Consider the following 18,358-nt stretch of genomic DNA (forward strand, 5'->3'; position numbering starts at 1 on the left):
ATATAAATGACAGGAGACGCGATTGATTGCGTCTCTAGAAATCGACTAAATGTAATTTATATTTTGGTGATTTTGTCAACCTGCCAGTGAGAGATAGTAATGGCAGGTGGTGAGTCAACTTGGCTGATGGGGGCGGGTTTCATGTCTCGGTAGTCTAAGAGTTGGACTACGATGAGGTAGGCGATCGCTAAAATGACCGAAATCGCACCTGTAAGAATGGCAATTATTTTCGAGCGTTCCATCAGTATTTCCTGTAATGCAGGTTGTTATGCAGTGTCTATATCCACATAATAGACTTGGCTATAGTTTGTAGGCGTGAGCGAACCGCAGTTTAGCAGATAAAATATTAACAACCTGAAAGCGACATTGAGCGATCGCCATGACAACGAAACAAGCTATCTTTGACGCTATTGAACAACTGCCAGAGCAACACCTAAAAGACGTGTTGCAGTATGTTCAACAACTTGCACGTACCCAAAGCAGCGATCCTCTTGCAGACTTCATCGGCGCAGTCTCTCACGGTTCTCTAACTGCCAACTTAGACGCAAACCTAACCCCCAACCCCTTCCCTACATGGGAAGGGGAGCAAAAATCAAAGCCTCTCTCCTAAAAGGAGAGAGGTTTGGAGAGAGGTCAGAATATTAAGTCGCACATCGAGTTTTAATATAAAAGTAAGTGGAAAAATGAGCCTTTGAGGCTCGACGTTGACCTTCTGAGGCTCGACTTTGAACTTCTGAGGCTCAACGATGACCTTCTGAGGCTCGACGTTGACCTTCTGAGGCTCAACGATGACCTTCTGAGGCTCGACGTTGACCTTCTGAGGCTCAACTTTGACCTTCTGAGGCTCGAAGTTGCGGCTTTTATCCTCGAAGTTGCACCTTTGAAGCTCAACTAACAAATATATCTAACCATTCCTGAATTTACAGGGGTGAGCGTGTAGTAAAATTTGCTCACCTCCGTAAAGTGAAACATGGCTTTAGACTTCTCCGGTCAAAATCTTCGAGGACGCAACTTCAAAGGACAAGACCTTGCGGGTGCAAACTTTAGCTATGCCGACATCCGAGGGGCAAACTTCACCAAAGCCAACCTGACAGGGACAAACTTCAGTCATGCCAAAGCTGGACTGCAACGACGTTGGGTAATTAGTTTAGTTATTATCTCATTCTTATTGTCCGGACTGTCAGGATTTCTCTGGACTTTCAATGGTTACTTGGTGTCGCAGATATTTAACTCATCCAGTGATGACCAGAGTGCGGGCTGGGTTGCTCTAATCACATTGATTGCCTTTTTCTTCATCACGATTCGCCAAGGAATAATAGCTAGTTTAGGAGCCGGAGCCGTCGCCTTCGCCGGAGCCTTCGCCGGAGCCGGCGGAGCCGTCGGCGTCGCCTTCAGCGGAGCCGTCGTCGTCGCCATCGCCTTCGCCGTCGCTTTAGCCTTAGCCGTCGCCTTAGCCGTCGCCGGAGCCTTCGCCGGAGCCGGAGCCTTCGCCTTAGCCGTCGCCGGAGCCTTCGCCGGAGCCGTCGCCGGAGCCGGAACGTTATTTAGTATCTACATCAGCTGGCGAGCTATGAAAGGAGATCAAAAGCACTCCTTAATTCGCAATATTGCGATCGCCTTTGCTGCAACAGGAGGTACAAGTTTTCGTGGCGCTAATTTAACCAATGCTGATTTCACCCAAGCCACACTCAAAAGTACAGATTTCCGAAACACTATTCTTATCTGTAGCCGTTGGCATCAAACCAAAATGCTTGACCGTGTTCGTCCTGGCTCAACTTATCTGCAAAACTCACAAGTACGTCAACTCCTGGTTACAGGACAGGGACAGGATAAGAATTTTTACCGTGAAAACCTGCGGGGTATCAACTTACAATCAGCAAATTTAGCAGATGCCAGCTTTATAGGCGCTGACCTCAGTGAAGCAAACTTGCAAGATGCCGATTTGTCAAGAGCAAAGCTGAAGCAAACGCAACTAGACGGAACCGATTTAACAGGTGCAACCCTCACCGGCGCGTACATTGAAGATTGGGGCATTACAAATACAACTAAATTGCATGGGGTGAGGTGTGAATATGTCTTTATGCGTTTACCCACCAAAGAAGACCCCGACCCGCTCCGCAAACCTGATAATAAACAAGAGGTATTTGCAGACGGCGACTTTTCCGACTTTATCCAGCCAATTTTTGACACCCTCGACCTTTACCATAATCAAGGCGTTGACCCTCGCGCTGTTGCCATAGCCTTCAAAAACCTTGCCGAAAACCATCCCGAAGCTGAGTTAGAAATCGTGGCAATGGAGAAACGCGGCGATGATAAAATCTTGCTCAGAGCCAAAACCGCCGCAGGTAGCGATAAATCTCAACTGAGTGCAGAATATTTTGATGATTATAATCAACTCAAAGCTTTATCGCAGAGTCAGCAATTATTACTGATAGAAAAAGATAAGCGCATTATTAGTTTAGAAAATATGGTAGATACTGCTCTCAAGCAGCCAAAATTTTATACACAAGGAGATACAAATATGTCAGATATTAGCGGCATCAATATTGAAGGCAGCAGTAATGTTAGCGGTATCGCTGGCAATAATTCTATTGCTAATCTAGGAACCATTAGCGGTAACGTGAGTATTGCCCTCAATGAGTTACCCGATGCAACCGATGCCGAAAAACCAGGAATCAAAGAATTATTGTCGCAGTTGCAAGATGCGATCGTCCAATCCACATATTTGTCAGAAGAAGACAAAGCCGAAGCGCTAGAACAGGTGAACACTTTGGCAGAAGCGGGTAAAAATCCTCAAGAATCCACCAAGCAGAAGACGGCAAAAACTGCAATCACCATGTTGAAAGGCATATTTACAGGCTTACCTGCTGTTGCTTCTCTGGTTGAATCGACTAATAAATTATTACCTGCGATCGCAAAATTATTCGGTTTGGGATAATTTAACGTGAGGTCTTTTAAATAAAAAATCCTTAAAACGATGTTTTAAAAGTTCTTTGGTCAGTAGCAAAACGTTTTAGATCCCCCTAAATCCCCCTTAAAAAGGGGGACTTTGATTTCGGTTCCCCCCTTTTTAAGGGGGGTTAGGGGGGATCTCTCTTGCGTCAGTCCTATTTCAATTGCGATTTACCTGGCCACGATTGCATCTACTTTCTTCATTCTCAGGTAGTTTTGGAATGTAGAGTTGAGTTTTTCCAAAATGTCTTTAACTGAAGAAATTCTTTCCCAATTACCCGGCGATGTTTTAGGAGGATTGCGCCAAGGCGATCGCATTCTCACATCTCTGCGCGAAAACTCTGCACCAGTACCAACCTTAGTTACAGAAAGTCAACAGCCTTTAGGCGCTGTAGACTTCGATGTAATTATCTGCGGTGGCACTTTGGGTATTTTAATTGGTTGCGCCTTGGCGGTGAAGGGACTGCGGGTAGCGTTGCTGGAACGGGGAATTTTGCGGGGGAGGGAACAAGAGTGGAACATTTCTCGCAAAGAATTAGATGTATTTGTGGAATTAAACTTGCTCACTGAGGAAGAATTAGCAAGTGCGATCGCCACTCAATATAACCCAGCGCGAGTTAGTTTTGCTGGCGGTACAGAAGTTTGGGTAGAAGATGTCTTGAATATCGGCGTAGATCCAGTTTATCTACTAGCTACCTTGAAAACTCGATTTCTCGCCGCAGGTGGGAACTTGTTAGAAAACACACCCTTTACCGAAGCGGTAGTTCATCCCGATGGGGTGATGGTAAATAACCAATTCAAAACTCGCTTATTAATCGATGCAATGGGACATTTTTCACCCATCACCCAACAAGCACGACAAGGCAAAAAACCAGACGCGCTGTGCTTAGTTGTAGGAAGTTGCGCTCAAGGTTTTCCAGAAAATAACTCAGGCGATTTATTATTATCCTTCACATCCTTGCAAAATCAATGCCAATACTTCTGGGAAGCTTTCCCAGCCAGGGATGGCAGAACCACTTACTTGTTTACCTACATGGATGCAGAACCGCAACGTTTGAGTTTAGAAGCGATGTTTGAGGAATATCTGCGTCTTCTTCCAGAATATCAGGGAGTGGAGTTGAGCAACCTCAAATTTCAGCGAGCATTGTTTGGTTTCTTTCCCACCTATCGCCAAAGTCCGCTAAAAACCCCTTGGAGTCGCATTCTACCAGTAGGAGATAGCAGTGGTAATCAATCTCCTTTGAGTTTTGGTGGTTTTGGGGCAATGGTGCGTCACCTAAAGCGTTTAACTTATGGCATTTCCGAAGCACTGGAAACAGAACAATTATCAGCAAAAGCGTTAACACTCCTGCAACCCTATCAGCCAAGTTTGACTGTTACCTGGTTGTTTCAAAGGGCGATGAGTGTTGGTGTAAATCAGAAAATTGCCCCAGATCAAATTAATCAATTACTCTCAGCAGTATTTCAGGAAATGCAACAGTTGGGTACACCAGTGCTAAAACCATTTTTACAAGATATAGTGCAATTTTCGGCACTGACGCAAACACTGTTAAAAACTGGTTTATATCATCCTGGAATAGTTGCCAAGATAATTCCGCAAGTAGGTTTGGCAAGTTTGATAGATTGGATGTTACATTACAGTAATTTAGGTGTATACACTGCCTTGTTTTCGCTAAGTCCAATGCTAGAAACATGGATTAAGAATCAACCAAAAGAACAACAATATTATTGGCATCGTTTCATTGATGCTTGGAAGTATGGTTCTGGCGGTGATTACTCAGATGAAACTTAGAATTTTACCTGTGTGAGGATAACATGATGGAACGGAAATCATCAGGAATCAAATACTTTGCAGTGCTGATTGGATTCCTGCGCGATCGCCAAGGATTTCTAGAGGAAATTCGCCAAGGTACGAGATTACCAAATAAAATCATTTCGCTGCTGGTTTGCAGTTCCTTATTTATTGCTGCTTATGGTGCAATTATTGGTGCATACCATAGTTGGATGCAAGCTATATCTTCCGCCATTAAACTCCCAGCCCTCTATTTAATCACACTTTTGATTTGTATCCCGACGTTGTTCTTTGCAAATATTATTTTTGGTTCCAAGCGGACTTTTGCCCAGCATTTAGCATTAGTCTTAACTGCGGTTTCAGTCACCAGCGTACTTTTATTTAGCTTTGCTCCAATCACACTGTTTTTCTTAATTACCACCAATAATTACCAATTTCTAATTCTGTTAAATGTCTTTATCTTTGCCATCACTGGATTTATTGGTATTTCGTCTTTATATCAAGCCACGAGTTTAGTTTTAGAACAAGATGATGAAAGTACCAAGACACGCCAAAAGATTTTACAATTTTGGCTATTTCTTTACGCTTTCGTAGGCAGTCAATTAGGATGGACTCTCAGACCGTTTTTTGGCACACCTGGTTCTGTGTTTGAACTATTCCGCGAAAGAGAAGGTAATTTCTATTTAAGCGTGATTAAATCTCTTAGCTATCTCTTTGGATTCCGTTAATTAGTCATTAGCAATTGCCCAAAATATACCAACTATAAAATTATGCTGAAAAAGCAAAATCGCGGAATTCAACAATTTGGTGTTTTGGTTAATTTACTGCGCGATCGCCAGTCATTCTTAGAAGAAATTCGTCTGGGAATCAGATTACAAAATAAAATCAGTTCTCTGTTCGTAACTAGTTCTATATTCTTCGCCCTTTATGGAGCAATTATCGGTGCATCCCACAGTTGGGCACAGGCATTATCTGGTGCAATTAAACTTCCGGTATTCTATTTAATCACGCTGATTATTTGTTTCCCAACTTTGTTCTTTTTTAATGTTTTGTTTGGTTCTCGGAGCAGTATTTTACAGCATTTCGTTGTATTACTTACATCTGTATCAGTGATTAGCGTACTTTTATTTAGCTTGGCACCAGTTACGCTATTTTTTCTAATCACTACACCCGATTCTTATCAATTTTTTAAACTGCTGAATGTATTTATTTTTGGCATTACAGGCGTATTTGGCGTAAAGTTCCTGTATGAAGGAATGCAATTACTTTCTCAACAAGATGAAGTTGGTAAAAAAACCCGTACCACTATTTTAAGATCCTGGTTATTGCTTTATGCCTTTGTTGGTATGCAATTAGGATGGTTTCTCAGACCGTTTTTTGGTGCGCCTGACTCTAAATTTGAGTTGTTTCGGGCAGTGAAAGGCAACTTTTATTTGGATATTGTAACGGCAATTTCCGAAATTTTAGGTTTGCGTTAATCTCAGAAAAAGGTAATTACTTTAGTTCCCAGTGACAACTAGTAGTTAACTTTCCTCGTTCCCAGGCTGCCGCCTGGGAATGCATTCATTGAGTCTCTAACTCAACATACCTCTTACACAAATGCAAATCTCAAAGTCCCTCTCCCAAGCCTGGGAGAGGGATTTAGGGTGAGGGCTTTAAATTCATGCAACAAGTCTAATCTCTAAAAGCGTCTTCTAGCCTGCCTTCAGCTTAAGGGTCAGTTTTCAGATATTCTTGTAATTGTTGGGTACGCAGTTTTGTAGTATCTTCCAAACAACCAAAATAAATGGTAGAGGCAATACTTCCGCCCTCATATCTGCTTCTTTCAAACTCACAATTGGTATCTCGAAACTTTATCCATGCAAGTTGTGCAGCAATCAATTTCTGTTTTCTAGGCCTTTCTAATGTAGATATCAATTGTTGATAAACTTGATTCAGTTTTCTATCTGCATTCTGATAAGATAACTTCGTACATTCATTAATTGCTGCTTGAGTTTGAGGATTATTGCAGTTTAACTTTTGAACTAAGCGCATCTCAGATAAATCAGGCGTTGTACCTGCTATTGTCATCGCAGGAGTATTTAAACTGCTGAGGGTTAGTATACTGGAAAAAACTAGTAATAATTGACGCATAGCAAAATCTTTGTTGTTAAGTATAGAAATTTGATATTTTTGGTAGCCTCGAACTCAGAATCAGAGTAGGAAGTGGTATGCTCCACAAAGAAGTCTCATGCTTCATTCTGGCTACCAGTACACCCCAGCGATGGAGTTTTGCTTAAAAGAAGAAGATAGCAACTGCACGAAATCGGATAAGCGATCGCTAGTATATATACTTATTGCATCATCCCGAAAAAGGGATGAAATTTTTATTTAAGCAAATAAAATATATATTTTTGTTTGAAGTATGATATCTGTGTCTAAAATATTTTTATTATACAGCCAAATTCCGATAAAACTCTTGCATTGATTGTTAAAATAACTGTATTCTTTATATTGTTGAAAATTGTTTTTCACAAAATCAATAACAAAGCACAATTTCAGCACATCGCAAAAAAGATTGACTGGGCAAATCGATAAATGTCGATATCAAACCAAAATCTATGTATGCCGTTGTCGCTGGCATGATGAGTAACAGGAGCAACTCTCAAAATGAAAAATCAAATATTTTATTTTATGTGTGTAGTGTAACAAGGAATTCAAAATTTTTACTATTCCCTATCTCTTACAGTCCATACCTAATTTGAATAGAGAAGAGTATTGGCTAAATTTTCAATCTTTTCATCTCTCTAATCGGGGCAAGAAATCTATTCTGTGCTGGCTGAGTTTGGGATTTCAAACCCATTTTATCAACGAATCAAGACCAGGAAAATTATGACCTCTTTAGATCCTAATTTTTTTGACATCCCGGACAAAAGCCTAATCATCATCGACCCAGCCGTTGATGACTATAAAAAGCTAAATGGCAACAACTTGGAAGTCATATTTAAAGACGTAGTAGATACAGAAGTAAGAACAGTAAATTCAGAAGCACAAAAACTGCTGAAAGCTCCACCAAAAGAATTGTTAGCGCCTCCTGGTGATTTCAATCCTACATTACTACTGTTTTTTGCATCTGTGACAGTACTGGTGTCATCTCATTGTGGTTACTGGCTTTGGCAATGGCCAGACTGGCTGTGTTTTAGTTTTAATATTATTGCTTTGCATTGTTCTGGAACAGTAATTCATGATGCTTGTCACCAATCTGCCCACCGCAATCGAGTCATTAATGCCATATTAGGGCATGGTAGCGCCCTGATGCTAGGGTTCGTTTTCCCAGTGTTTACACGAGTACATTTGCAGCATCACGCTCATGTCAACGATCCTAAAGATGACCCAGATCATTTTGTTTCTACAGGTGGCCCGCTGTGGATGATTGCATTTCGATTCTTGTCTCACGAGGTGTTTTTCTTTCGACGGCGACTGTGGCGCAAATATGAACTATGGGAATGGTTAATTAGTCGCTCAATTGTTGTTGCAATTGTTTATATCTCAGTTCAGTATCATTTTTTAATGTACGTTCTCAATTTTTGGGTTGTACCTTCTGGTATCGTGGGATTAATACTGGGCTTGTTTTTTGATTATTTGCCCCATCGTCCCTTTGTTGAACGCGATCGCTGGAAAAATGCTCGTGTATACCCTAGCCCAATTCTTAACATCCTAATTTTAGGTCAGAACTACCATTTAATTCATCATTTATGGACTTGTATTCCCTGGTACAAATATCAGTCTACATACTATCTGATGAAGCCTTTGTTAGATGAAAAAGGCTGTTATCAAACTTCAGGGTTACTACAAAAGAAAGACTTTTTAGAGTTTATTTACGATATCTTTGTAGGAATTCGCTTTTCTCATCAAAAAAGTAAAAATCATGATGAATCCCAAAATCGTAAATAAGCATTAACTCGTGAATTAGTTATATCATGTCCGCTTGATTGCTTATTAAACCCGAATCACCCCACCCCCGCCAAAGCTACGCTTTGTCTCCCCTCCCCGCTTGCGGGGAGGGGATTAAGGGGTGGGGTGCAATGACTGTGGTTAGCATAACTAATTATGCGGACGGTCAAAACATCGGGGAGGGGTGCAATAAATGTGGGAATTATAACTATTTTATTTTTTGTAAATCAAAAAAACTGAACCAATCGGCCCAAGGTTTTCTACATAAGTTTTCTGGTTGTAATACAATCCTGGAGACATACCTCCATCAAATAAAATACCTTCTTGAATCTTACCTAAACAGTTATTGCTAGCAATACCTTCTAGGACATTATCAAACATATCTGGCAGTAACTCTTGATTAAGTTGAGATAATTCAATCTCGGAATTAGCTTTCAAGTCATTAACTAATAAGATTACATAGCCTTGATTAGTGATAGCTGCCAGAGAGCGATTAGTTGCATTTTTACAAGCAAATTCTCCCAAATCTTGACAAATATCTTTAAACTTACCCTGACGATAGAATCTGCCATTACCGCCCACTAAATTGTAATTGAGAATATCGTTTGTTCTTCTGCCAGCTTGAATAGTAGCCTGTCGCTGCTGGGGTGTACCTCCTGATATCCCAAAGGAAGAACGTTTATTTTTAAATGCTCCTGAATACTCTACGCCACGAGAAATATTTAAGCCTTGGGGTTTATCCTCAGTATCTATATAGTCCGCATTAATTGCAGCAATGGGTAGCTGTCCGTTTAACTTGGCATTCTCATCAGCGATGAGTTCATGAAACTGTTTTGCTACATATTCTTTACGCAGTTTACCTCTACTATCTTTGGCGTAGAGTTTATGAGATAGACCAACATTAACTTTGAAATCTAATTCAGCTGATTTGGGATTAAAAATAATTACATTGTTAATACCTTTAGGATTTTTTTTACCTTGATTATTGGTTTTAAAAAAATCAATACTGAACTTGGCATCTTTGCCAGGGCAACTCTTAGACGCTTTTGGGACTAAATTTGCTTCAATCTTTTGGCAACCTGATAATAAGCTTGCACTGATTATCAAGATAAATAACAAAAATAACTTTTTTGTAGACATAATAATACAAAAAAAACCGCTACAGAATTACTATAGCGGGGAATAATTTAAAATTTCAGTCTGGAGTCAATCTCAGAGCCAAAACTTAAGAGAACCATTCTACAACAGCTTCTTCTTTGGTGTTAGTATTCCGAGATGGTGTCTCACGATTAAATTTCATCTGAATCGATCGGGTTTGCTCACCATCAGCAGCTACAGCCAAAATTGGGTAGTCAATTAAACCATCCTGGAAGGACATCTGGAAGCGGAATGTTCCATCTGGATTTAGCTTAATCGGACGGCCACCAATGGTTACAGTAGCATCGGGTTCGGTTGCACCGTAGACTATCAACTCAGCATCGGCAATTAACCAGAACTGGCGCGGACGCACTGGTACGGCAGAAGCCGAGAAGCCAACACCTGACATTCCTGCACCGGAAGCGGTTAAGCCAGATACGGTAGGAGTTGCCCACAGACCCACACCCGATGGGAAAATGTAGGAGCTAATAGCTTGTTCAGGACGCGCTGCACCTTGTTGGGAGCCGAAGATAGAACCAGCAACCCGTAGTGATTCGGCAGATTCTGCTAAACCAAATATTTCGTCATAGATGGGGTTGCCATTCACAGCATTATTACCAACATTGCCAACATTGCCATTGGCGGTAGCTGCAATCTTTTTGGCAGGGGGAACTAGTTCGTACTGAGTTTTGCCACGTAAATCTTCTTCAAAATTTACAGCGATGAAGACATCCTCAATCCAGTCAGAAGGATAGACGGGAGGAATGTGTACTCTACTAGAACGAGCTAGTACTAACCAACGACCATCAGCAGCACGATAGCCGATATCGATCGTATAATCGCGATCGCTAACTGGAACTGGTAGATACCATTCTCTAGCTAGTTCATCAGCAGGATATTCTTGAATGCTATGTGGGCTTTGGTATTCGATATCGATGTCGGTGACATCATAAATCCGTAGTGCCAGTTGTTGTCCGCCTTGCCGACGCAGTTCTTCTTTGTGTTCATTGGGAATATCCCAGTAAGTGTAAGCCCACTGAGGATCGCGCGGTAAAAGTACAATCCGGCTTTCACCATAGCCAGAGGGCAAATCTGCCAGTCCTTCATCAACATCAGCCAAAGATCCGCCAGTACGATCTTCCTGACCTAATTCAAACTTTGCAGCTTCCACGGTTTCTTGTGCCTCCAATGAACGAGATGGACTGAGTAAAGTTCTGCTACGCTGGACTTCTTGTATTGATGCCAGTAGTTGTGATTTACGCATTCGGCTATAGCGAGAGATGCTATATTCGCTAGCAACTTTGCGTAGTTGGCGTAAGGTCATCTCCTCTAGTGGCGGGCGTTCTTTTGCCATTAATTTGGCCTCCAGTAGTTTAAGCGGTAAATGATTTCCCCTGGTTAAAGAATGCTATGTAAAATCTCATCCATTCCAGATGAATTTCTTATCCTGACTCCTGGTTTTGCCCAGTTTTTAACTTTTTTAATCTGTTTTTAAATTGAGCCAACACCCTTTCAATTCCTTATTGTGCCAAAATTAGCATTTCTTTGGGATCGGAGGATTTTTATTTGTTAAGTCAATATTAACCACTAAGCATATCTAGGGATCAAGGGGTCAGAGGAGGTTTTTTAGCTGTTTCACGAATTTATCAGCCCTTCTGGGATCTAATTATCATGGTTTCATAACATTTCTAGTGAATTACACGTTAAGCAATAGCAATAATATCAATTTTTCATGACATTGTTCTTTTGGTTAGCCAAAAATCACAATTCACAAACAAAGGAGTAGGATTCAAAGGGATTGGGCATTGAACCCACCGCTAAATTCCTAGTTGGCCAATACCGATCGCAAACCAAAACGTGGGGCAAACTTAGTTAATCGTTACTTTAGCGATCGCCTTTCTTCCCACCGTTATGTGAAATTAAGTCCCCAGATAGTGTGTACCCGACCATCGAAGAACTTAAGCTTGGCGTATAAGTTTAGGTTTAGGGAAATAATTATGAATAAGGAAACAGTTCCTAGTCAGGCTGAAAAGTCTAATCCAGAAGGTGATGCGCCACAATTAAGTCCAGAGGTACTGGACAAAATCAAACACCCTGCGAGAATAGACGATGTTATTCGAGAGCAATCACCACAAGAACGTAGAAGTAACCCAGCTTTAGTACCAGAAATGATTGACGATCCAGCTGATAATGATTGATTGGGTTTGCAAAGGAGAAATCAAAAAGCTCAGATTCCCGACCTTTTAGAGAAGTCGGGAATTTTGGTATTTAGAGGATGTTTGAAAAGTCCTTTTCTTAGTAGCAAAACGTTTTAGATCCCCCTAAATCCCCCTTAAAAAGGGGGACTTTGATTCCAGTTCCCCCCTTTTTAAGGGGAGTTAGGGGGGATCTAAATCCAGCTTCAAGAAGTGACTTTCTACTCTACATTACTTGCAAATTTAAGATGATTTACCATTGTCATCTATACTAAGTTAGATTTTACAAAAGTTAAATTTTATAACCAGAGTCGTATATACACGTGCGATCGCAAAGTAATTTAATCATAAAATGTTACCTAATTTCTGAAAGATAATATCCACACCAATTCTGTTGAAGACGCACATAAAATTCTAAATAATCTTCATAATACCAGCAAAGTTTATAAATTTAAAAGCCAACAAAATTGATGTATGGTGATAAATTATTAATCGAAATCAATTCAGGAATTATGCGAAATTATGAAATAACATAGACGCACCGCAAATGCGTCTTATTGGTGCAGTCTCGTCTAATGAATAGAAGCAACTTGCCACAAAGTTCTTGCGTAAGTCCTGATATTGTGAAACCATAAATTGTAACTTGCTGATACAACTAACTAATTTGTCTCTAGCCTCACTCCAGAAAAATTACTGGTAGTACTAACAATCATGACGCGATCGCCAAATTCAGAAAACAATCAGGAACCATCTAATCGTCGTCTGTGGCTCCTGCTTTTAGGACGTACCAGTTTGGCTTTGGGTGGGGTTTTGCTAATTGGAATTATAGTTGGTGCTTGGTGGGCTAGAAACTATGTATACAAAGATTTAGCACCGTTAGTACAGCAAAATCTTGAGCAATTGCTGGGGCGTCCAGTCAAAGTTGGGAACGTTGAACGTTTTTCGCTTTCTAGTCTGAGATTTAGCTCTCTATCGATACCAGCAACTGCTAGCGATGCAGATCGGGTAGTAGCAAAAGCTTTAGAGGTGGAGTTCTCGCCGTTGCAACTCCTTCTGAGCCGAAAACTAGCATTAAATGTCACCTTAATTCAACCCAACGTCTACGTTCAACAGGATAAAGATGGGCGTTGGGTGACAGCCCAAGTTAAGGCTGGGGAGGGACAAGGCTTTATTCAAACTGAGTTGCAGTCACTTCAAATCCAAGATGGCAATATAGAGTTGATGCCATTCGCTGCACCGACTAAACCCAAAGGCTCAGTAATATTAGATCGAGTTGGTGGTATTGCCCGATTTTCCGATCGAAATCAAAGGATCGGTTATGACTTCAATACTCAACTCACTAGGGGAGGGGCTGTTAAAATTGTTGGCGAAACCCAACTAAAAGCTCAACAAACTAACCTCCAACTTTCAACACAAAATTTACAAGTATCTGAGATCGCTAGATTAATTCAGTTACCGATCGCTCTACAAGCAGGATATTTAAATGCTGATTTAGGGGTTCAGATTCCACCCAAACTTTCAGACATCGCAATTACGGGAACAGCTACAGCTAATCAAGTCACCGCTAAAATTCCAAATCTTCCTCAGCCGATTTCTAATTTTAATGGGAAATTTCTATTTCAGGGTCAGACAGTTACTTTAGATAATCTGAGTACGAACTTTGGCAAAGTTCCCATTCTGGCAAATGGAACAATTAATACTCAAACAGGTTTTAATGTTTCTGCTCAGATAAAACCTGTTACTGCGAAAAATATCTTAGATACCCTGAAAGTAAATTCGTCAGTCCCAGCAAGTGGCGAAATTCAAGCAAATATTAAAATACTAGGCGCACTTCAGCAACCAGTCGTCAGTGGTACAGTAAGTAACACCAAACCGATTCAAGTCGATCGCGTTCAATTTAAAACCATCAACACTGATTTCCGCTTGAATGCATCTCAAACTGCATCTCAACTTACTGTCTCTAATCTGAAAATAGTCCCCGCAGCTGGCGGTCAAATTATCGGCGGCGGTCAAGCTAATCTGGGAGCCAAAGATGGGGTAATATTTAATGCTCAAGCTGATGGTATATCAGGAGATATACTAGCACGAAGTTATGGCGTTACTCTACCGATCGCAGTGGGGAATGTTTCAGCAAAAGCCCAAATTTCTGGCTCACTTCGCAAACAGCCTTTAAAACTTGATGTTTCCAATGTTCGGGTAACGCCACCAGCCGGGGGGCAAATCACAGCTAATGGTCAAATTCAACTCGCTCCCCAAGGTGAGGTAGGCGTAGATATTCAAGCTCAAGGTATCCCAGGAAATGCGATCGCTCAAGGTTACGGTATTTCAACTCCGATTAATGTTGGTGGTATATCTGCGAACGCTAAAATTAGTGGTTCTCTGGGTACACCGTTAAACGTCAATATTTCTCGCGTTCAAGCAAATCCAGAGGTGGGAGGGCAAGTCACAGCTAGCGGACGAGTTCAGCTTGCACCTCAAGGTAGAGTGGCATTGAATGTGCAAGCAAAAAATATACCAGGGGATGCGATCGCCAAAGCCTACAATTCCTCACCCTCCATTACCATTGGGAATGTCTCGGCAAATGCCGATATTTCCGGCACTCTGAGCAATCTGCAAACAGTAGCGCGGGTGCAAGCGCCTAGTGCCACCTATCCTACTAGCGGACAAGTTGTTGTTACCAAACAGGGAGAGAATATCGTCTTTCCCGATGCGGTTGTGAACGTCGCAGGTGGAACAATCAGAGCCACAGGTCAACTTGCACAACAACGCTGGCAAGGATCTGTCAAAACTTCTCAAATTCAACTCAGCCGTTTCTCACCACAACTGCGAGGACGGCTGAATAGTAATATTCAGTTAGCTGGCACAACCCAATCTTTCCAGCTTGCGGATATTCGCGCCGCCGGACAAATTAGCCTTCCCCAAGGAGTCGCGCAACTGGCAAAACCGCTGACTGCAAGATTTCAGTGGAATGGACAGCAGATTATCGTTGAAAACGCAAGTACCGCAGGATTTAGTGCTAATGGTGCGATCGCTATTCAGTCTCCCCCAACTGGCGCACCCCAAATTGCCGGATTTGATTTAAATGTACTGGCGCGAAATTTCAACTTACAAAATACTGGTTTTAAAGTTCCTGGGGACGTAGCAATAGCAGGGCGACTTGATTTTAATGGCAAAGTTACAGGTACTCCAGATGTACCGCAAGCGAATGGGAATATCCGGCTGCGGAATTTCAATGTCAGTAACTTAGCATTTGACCCACTTTTAACCGGAAATGTGAATTTTCAAGGGGGACAAGGAGGAAGTCTGCGATTAGCTGGGAAACAAGATCGGATTGCGCTTAACTTAGGTGCAGATTATCGTCCCACCTCATTTTTAGTTAAACGCGATCAGGCAGTTACTACGGGTAGAACTGAGGGAGATAACTTGATCGTTAACGCCCAGCAGTTTCCCATCGCTCTTGTTGGCGGCTTTTTACCTAACAATCAATTGAAACCACTGGGCGGGCAATTATCGGGTAATTTAGTTGTCAATCTAAATAATTATGCCATTGCGGGAGATGTGGCGATCGCAGGGCCTCGTGTTGCCAGAGTTGCAGCCGATGAATTTCGCGGCAGCATCAATTATGCTGATGGTACAGCTAGCTTGGCTAATGGTCAATTGCGGATTGGCGATACCAACATCGCTCTCAGTGGTAATGTGCAAGCAGGGAATGACCCACAATTTCAATTCCAAGCTAATTTTGCCGAAGCCAAAATCCAGAGACTTTTACAAGCGTTTAATATCTTCGACTTTCAAGACCTTAGTACTGGGTTGCAGCCTCCAACATTAGCTGGAGCAGAAGCACTTCCAACTGAATCTATCAGTTTGCCCGATGCAGATTTGAAAACACAGTTAGCATATTTCTCGAATATTACAACAGCAATTGCAAAAGAACAGCAAGCAGAAACAAAACAAACCCCATCTTTGCCCAGTCTTGCAGAATTAACAGGTGCTTTAAACGGAGCAATTACAGCCAATGGCTCGTTAAAATCTGGGTTGAATGTTGGCTTTAATTTTCAAGGTGCTAACTGGCAATGGGGTAATTATTCCATCAATCAAGTTGTTGCTCAAGGTACTTTTGCCGATGGAATCGTCACACTTTCGCCCTTGAGTGTGGGGATCGATCGAGGACTAGTGGCCTTTTCAGGACAGTTAGGAACTGAGCAACTATCTGGAAAATTGAATGTAGCCAGTCTACCTCTATCACTTTTAGAGCCTTTTATCGAAAAATACCCCGTAGATATCACTGGTAATGTAAATGCTGATGCCACCTTGGGAGGTAGTTTGCAAGACCCCAGAGTTCAAGGGCAAGTGGCGTTAGCGAATGCGACTCTTAACAAACAACCCGTACAAACAGGACTAGTGAACTTTGATTACAACAAAGCTCGCTTGAATTTTGATAGTACCTTACTAGTAACAGGAACGCAGCCAGTTGCAATTACAGGTAGCGTACCTGCACCGTTACCTTTTGCCAAAGTGCAACCTGATAGCAATCAAATCAGCATCAACGCCAATGTGCAAAATGAAGGATTGGCACTGTTAAATCTGCTTACTAACAATCAAGTCGCTTGGGTAGACGGTCAAGGAAAAGTAGATTTAAATGTTCGAGGTACTTTAAACGAACCAATTATCAATGGCAACGCCACACTTAATAATGCTACCTTTAGCGCTCAAGCCTTATCCGATCCTTTAACGAATGTCACAGGAACAGCGCTATTTAATGGTACTACCGTAAGCGTTGAAAATATCCAAGGTAATTACAATCAAGGGCAAGTAACTGCATCAGGCATCTTGCCAATTTTTGATGCTCAACAAACCGCAGCGAATCCCCTGACAATATCAATAGCAGACAAACTCAATTTTAAGCTTGCAGGACTGTATGAAGGTGGTGTCGGCGGCGATGTCGTGATTCGCGGCACAGCGTTAAAACCTGTAATTGGTGGAGAGATTCAACTGAGTGATGGTCAGGTAATTATTGGCAACTCGCCTGCTACTGCTAAAAAATCAGCAGCGACAGCAGAGGCTAATACTAAGGTCATAAATCTAGATAGACAAGAAGTTAACCCTAACGTCACACCGACAGCAGAGAATAACGCTAATCCAGTAGCTACAGTGGACGCAAGCACTAACCCAGTGGCGACAACAGACGCAAGCACTAGCGCCGCAACTCCACCCAATTTACCTGTAAAGTTTGCAGATTTAAAGTTGATTTTAGGCAAAAATATTCGAGTTGGAACTCAGTCCCTACTCAGCTTTGTACCAGGAGGAGCGGCATTAAGTCAGCCCCTATTGAGATTTGACGCAACAGGCGACTTGACCATTAATGGTACATTAGCCAAACCGCTTCCTGAAGGAGTCATTCGTTTGACAGGAGGACGACTGAGCTTATTTTCCACTGAGTTTACCTTGGCGCGGGGCTATGAACAAACTGCGCGGTTTATTCCAAGTCAAGGACTTGACCCGACTTTGGATGTCCGACTTACGGCAATTGTACCGGAAGCATCAGCAAGGAACACTCAAACTTTGGAATCACCCTTGTCTTCTGAAGTCAGTGATGTTTCTGTAAACAACTTTGGGACTTTACGTAGCGTTACCGTTCAAGCTAGGGTGAACGGGCCAGCTAGTAAATTGGGCGACAATCTAGAACTGACGAGCGAACCTAGCCGTAGCAAGGGAGAAATAGTTGCTTTGCTGGGTGGCTCAATTCTGGGTTCTTTCGGTCAAGCAGATGCAGGCCAAGGGCTGACTAATTTCGCTAGTTCTACCATTTTAGGTAGTTTACAAGGAACTATCACTGCGATCGGACAGGCTGTTGGTTTCAGTGAGTTTCGGATATTTCCGACTCCATCTATTAATAATGAAGAATCAAAAGCATCAAGAGCTTCAATTCTTAATTTATCAGCGGAAGGTGTGTTTGATATTAATAAAAATTTCTCTGCCTCTTTATCACGCGCTCTTTCTAGCGATGACTCTTTCCGTTTCAATGTCCTCTATCGAGTCAATGACGAAATTCTGATGCGAGGCTCAACTGATGTGGGGGATGACAATCAACTTCAAGTTGAGTATGAAACCAGATTTTAGATTGGTGCATTGGCATTGTTAGTCGGCACAATCGCATTGCTGGCTAATAAACTAACTAATTACCGGGACGGGATATCACTCAATACTGTTTGGTTAAGGCAAGAGACGCGATGAATCGCAGGCAAGAGACGCGATGAATCGCAAGCAAGAGACGCGATGAATCGCCGTCTCTACAAAGGACTATTGTAGAGACGGCGATTTATCGCGTCTTTGACGAGCTGAACCGTAT

General features: G+C 42.0%; 13 protein-coding genes. 9 read left to right on the forward strand and 4 right to left on the reverse strand.

Features of this window, described 5'->3' with window-relative positions:
* Positions 1-56: 56 nt before the first annotated feature.
* Positions 57-242: a hypothetical protein gene (locus tag V7K84_RS00080; protein WP_334835192.1), complete on the reverse strand. Its 186-nt coding sequence runs from the start codon at positions 240-242 to the stop codon at positions 57-59.
* 137 nt (positions 243-379) lie between these two features.
* Between V7K84_RS00080 and V7K84_RS00085 the strand changes: the two genes are divergently transcribed.
* The 6 genes from V7K84_RS00085 (at position 380) to V7K84_RS00110 (ending at position 6,222) form a co-directional block, all read left to right on the forward strand.
* A complete protein-coding gene (locus V7K84_RS00085) occupies positions 380-610 on the forward strand; it encodes a hypothetical protein (protein WP_334835195.1) in 231 nt (76 codons plus the stop codon).
* An 81-nt stretch (positions 611-691) separates the two neighbouring features.
* A complete protein-coding gene (locus tag V7K84_RS00090; RefSeq protein ID WP_334835197.1) occupies positions 692-895 on the forward strand; it encodes a hypothetical protein in 204 nt (67 codons plus the stop codon).
* A gap of 75 nt (positions 896-970) precedes the next feature.
* Positions 971-2,938: a pentapeptide repeat-containing protein gene (locus tag V7K84_RS00095; protein ID WP_334835200.1), complete on the forward strand. Its 1,968-nt coding sequence runs from the start codon at positions 971-973 to the stop codon at positions 2,936-2,938.
* A 258-nt stretch (positions 2,939-3,196) separates the two neighbouring features.
* On the forward strand, positions 3,197-4,744 hold the full coding sequence (locus V7K84_RS00100) for an FAD-binding oxidoreductase (RefSeq protein ID WP_334835202.1): 1,548 nt from the start codon (positions 3,197-3,199) through the stop codon (positions 4,742-4,744).
* Between the two features lie 23 nt (positions 4,745-4,767).
* On the forward strand, positions 4,768-5,472 hold the full coding sequence (locus V7K84_RS00105) for an actin-binding WH2 domain-containing protein (protein WP_334835204.1): 705 nt from the start codon (positions 4,768-4,770) through the stop codon (positions 5,470-5,472).
* Positions 5,473-5,514: 42 nt separating this feature from the next.
* Positions 5,515-6,222, forward strand: a complete 708-nt coding sequence (locus V7K84_RS00110) for an actin-binding WH2 domain-containing protein (protein WP_334835206.1) — start codon at positions 5,515-5,517, stop codon at positions 6,220-6,222.
* 232 nt (positions 6,223-6,454) lie between these two features.
* Here V7K84_RS00110 and V7K84_RS00115 read toward each other — a convergent pair whose 3' ends face one another.
* Positions 6,455-6,877, reverse strand: coding sequence for a lysozyme inhibitor LprI family protein (locus V7K84_RS00115; RefSeq protein WP_334835208.1), 423 nt, complete (start codon positions 6,875-6,877; stop codon positions 6,455-6,457).
* A 738-nt stretch (positions 6,878-7,615) separates the two neighbouring features.
* On the opposite strand from V7K84_RS00115, the gene crtR reads away from it, so the two are divergent.
* Positions 7,616-8,677 carry a beta-carotene hydroxylase gene (gene crtR / locus V7K84_RS00120; protein WP_334835210.1) on the forward strand — a complete coding sequence of 354 codons (1,062 nt, stop codon included), beginning with the start codon at positions 7,616-7,618 and terminating at the stop codon, positions 8,675-8,677.
* Positions 8,678-8,890: 213 nt separating this feature from the next.
* On the opposite strand, the gene V7K84_RS00125 is transcribed toward crtR, so the two are convergent.
* Positions 8,891-9,817: a phosphodiester glycosidase family protein gene (locus V7K84_RS00125; protein ID WP_334835213.1), complete on the reverse strand. Its 927-nt coding sequence runs from the start codon at positions 9,815-9,817 to the stop codon at positions 8,891-8,893.
* 85 nt (positions 9,818-9,902) lie between these two features.
* The gene (locus tag V7K84_RS00130) at positions 9,903-11,168 is read right to left on the reverse strand and encodes a DUF4912 domain-containing protein (protein ID WP_334835215.1); all 1,266 of its coding nucleotides are present in this window, start codon (positions 11,166-11,168) and stop codon (positions 9,903-9,905) included.
* Positions 11,169-11,811: 643 nt separating this feature from the next.
* Here V7K84_RS00130 and V7K84_RS00135 point away from each other — a divergent pair.
* Positions 11,812-12,012 (forward strand): hypothetical protein, encoded by a 201-nt coding sequence (locus tag V7K84_RS00135; RefSeq protein WP_334835217.1) that lies wholly within the window; start codon positions 11,812-11,814, stop codon positions 12,010-12,012.
* 708 nt (positions 12,013-12,720) lie between these two features.
* On the forward strand, positions 12,721-18,129 hold the full coding sequence (locus tag V7K84_RS00140; RefSeq protein ID WP_334835219.1) for a translocation/assembly module TamB domain-containing protein: 5,409 nt from the start codon (positions 12,721-12,723) through the stop codon (positions 18,127-18,129).
* The last annotated feature ends 229 nt before the right edge of the window (positions 18,130-18,358 follow it).

Origin of the sequence: Nostoc sp. (assembly GCF_036917315.1) — a bacterium.
Lineage (GTDB): Bacteria > Cyanobacteriota > Cyanobacteriia > Cyanobacteriales > Nostocaceae > Nostoc.

Coding starts and splice junctions, on each gene's coding strand:
- V7K84_RS00080 (WP_334835192.1), bottom strand. CDS start 242: ATGGAACGCTCGAAAATAATTGCCATTCTTACAGGTGCGATTTCGGTC.
- V7K84_RS00095 (WP_334835200.1), top strand. CDS start 971: ATGGCTTTAGACTTCTCCGGTCAAAATCTTCGAGGACGCAACTTCAAA.
- V7K84_RS00100 (WP_334835202.1), top strand. CDS start 3,197: ATGTCTTTAACTGAAGAAATTCTTTCCCAATTACCCGGCGATGTTTTA.
- V7K84_RS00110 (WP_334835206.1), top strand. CDS start 5,515: ATGCTGAAAAAGCAAAATCGCGGAATTCAACAATTTGGTGTTTTGGTT.
- V7K84_RS00140 (WP_334835219.1), top strand. CDS start 12,721: ATGACGCGATCGCCAAATTCAGAAAACAATCAGGAACCATCTAATCGT.
- crtR (WP_334835210.1), top strand. CDS start 7,616: ATGACCTCTTTAGATCCTAATTTTTTTGACATCCCGGACAAAAGCCTA.
- V7K84_RS00135 (WP_334835217.1), top strand. CDS start 11,812: ATGAATAAGGAAACAGTTCCTAGTCAGGCTGAAAAGTCTAATCCAGAA.
- V7K84_RS00125 (WP_334835213.1), bottom strand. CDS start 9,817: ATGTCTACAAAAAAGTTATTTTTGTTATTTATCTTGATAATCAGTGCA.
- V7K84_RS00115 (WP_334835208.1), bottom strand. CDS start 6,877: ATGCGTCAATTATTACTAGTTTTTTCCAGTATACTAACCCTCAGCAGT.
- V7K84_RS00130 (WP_334835215.1), bottom strand. CDS start 11,168: ATGGCAAAAGAACGCCCGCCACTAGAGGAGATGACCTTACGCCAACTA.
- V7K84_RS00085 (WP_334835195.1), top strand. CDS start 380: ATGACAACGAAACAAGCTATCTTTGACGCTATTGAACAACTGCCAGAG.
- V7K84_RS00105 (WP_334835204.1), top strand. CDS start 4,768: ATGATGGAACGGAAATCATCAGGAATCAAATACTTTGCAGTGCTGATT.